At 50.4% G+C, this 1,758-nt stretch carries 1 protein-coding gene and 1 pseudogene; both read right to left on the bottom strand.

Features of this window, described 5'->3' with window-relative positions:
* Positions 1-603 (bottom strand): hypothetical protein (locus HWQ67_RS17665; RefSeq protein WP_218254013.1); only part of this gene is annotated, 603 nt, incomplete at its 3' end.
* A gap of 875 nt (positions 604-1,478) precedes the next feature.
* Positions 1,479-1,758: pseudogene (locus tag HWQ67_RS17660) on the bottom strand (hypothetical protein); the annotation flags it as partial.

The following is a 1,758-nucleotide window of genomic DNA, read 5'->3' as shown; positions in this document are numbered from 1 at the left end:
GGATTTGTCTACCTCGGCGACATTTTTTTCTCCGCGTGTGTGTGTGTGTATGTGTGTGGCAAAATGGATTGCCATTTCGAGCCCATACTCCTTCCACATTTGTTTGTATGATGCCGATACAAACACCTTGGCGTAGCGGAAATCCTCTACGACCATATCCTTCTGAACGCTCATTCGGATAACCTCGAATGAGTCACTATTCTGTTTCTGCCGATAGTCCTCGGCAGTTTCAACAGCCTTACGGCCTACCCGCCTACACACCGTCTCCAACGTGTGTATCGGGTCATTAAACTGCTGAATATGAGCCGACCGAGTCGTCGCATCATTCTTCTGCACGTATGACTCCGTGTTGAGAATATACTCATCACTAGTCAATGGGCGGTAATGTCCCCCCGGAAATAACTTCCTCACGAATGACATTCGCTGTTGCCTTTGCAACTTAACGAACGCCTGTATGTGAGGCGTTCCGCGCTCTCCCTCCTCGAGCGTCCATACGACCTTCCGGCAATAATCCGGGTAGCCTCGCTCCATGATCGCCAAATCACGCTCATCATAGTTGTTAAGCGTGACGCTCCAAAAAGCGGTCGTAATCCCATTAGCCATGTTTGGTCTAATGGGAGAAAAGATTTTCCAAGCAAAATCGTCTTAATACTGTAGACGATTTTGACTGGTAGCCATGGGGGGTGTCCCTCACCCCAAAGCACGGCGTTTGATGCGTCTCGACAGAGGGTCTGTCGAGGCACGGAGCCGTTGCCTCCGGTCCGTTCCGTCCTCGAGAGGCACGACCTCTGACGGGACCCAAAGCACGCCCCGTCAAGGAGTATTCAAACCTTCTTTAAGCATCTTCATACGAAAGATACGAAGCGCAGGTATTGATGACACGGGTCTGAACCGTATCAGGGGTGCCGTTATCTCCATAGGCATAGCCAAGGCAGAAAAACGGCGCAAAGTTATTAGGGAAAGTTGGCTGGTCTTCACTGAAAGTGAGAGACGCAGGCAACTCCTTGAACTTATACGAGTAAGTATATGCAGTCTGTGCCCGAGTCTCGACTGAAGTCGCCTGGTTCACAGGGCATAGCTTAATGGTCTTATCCATGTAAACACGGAACAAGTCACGATTGATAGGGTCATAAATGTTTCGAGCAAGTCCGGTATACGCAACCTCCGTATTCCCTGCTCCAACATTCGGACGAAGCAACTGGTTCGTCAGCGCACCCCCAGTGTTAATGACACCAGGGGACTTGGTTGTCTTCTGGGCGAGCAACAGAAGACGAACAAACAATACACGATTATCGGACGGCTGATCCGGCGAAATCGTAATCACTCCCTTGAGAACAAGGGACTTAGGCTTAATCTTATCCCCAATCCGCTCATACGACTCCGTTCCCTGAGAGATTTGGGGGATAATACAACGGCAATCCGCAGGCCCGATTGCCGAGTTATGCTGAACCCCCGTCTCGATAGGGAGACAGCGGGTCTTATTCTCCTGACTCTTCCCCATCATCTTCGTCACTAGAGCCATCACACTCGCTTTCTGTTGGTCCCTCATCGGTTTCACTTTCACCGTCTTCGTAATCCTCACCTTCATCTTCTTCCCCCCCACTGTCGCTGTGTACGGACGACCTCTCTGTTTCGTCGGTGGCATCGTCGGATTTGTCTACCTCGGCGACATTTTTTTCTCCGCGTGTGTGTGTGTGTATGTGTGTGGCAAAATGGATTGCCATTTCGAGCCCATACTCCTTCCACATTTGTTTGTAT

The organism is Candidatus Magnetobacterium casense (assembly GCF_019173545.1).
GTDB classification, from domain to species: Bacteria; Nitrospirota; Thermodesulfovibrionia; order Thermodesulfovibrionales; family Magnetobacteriaceae; genus Magnetobacterium; species Magnetobacterium cryptolimnobacter.
This window is presented reverse-complemented; position numbering and strand designations above follow the sequence as displayed.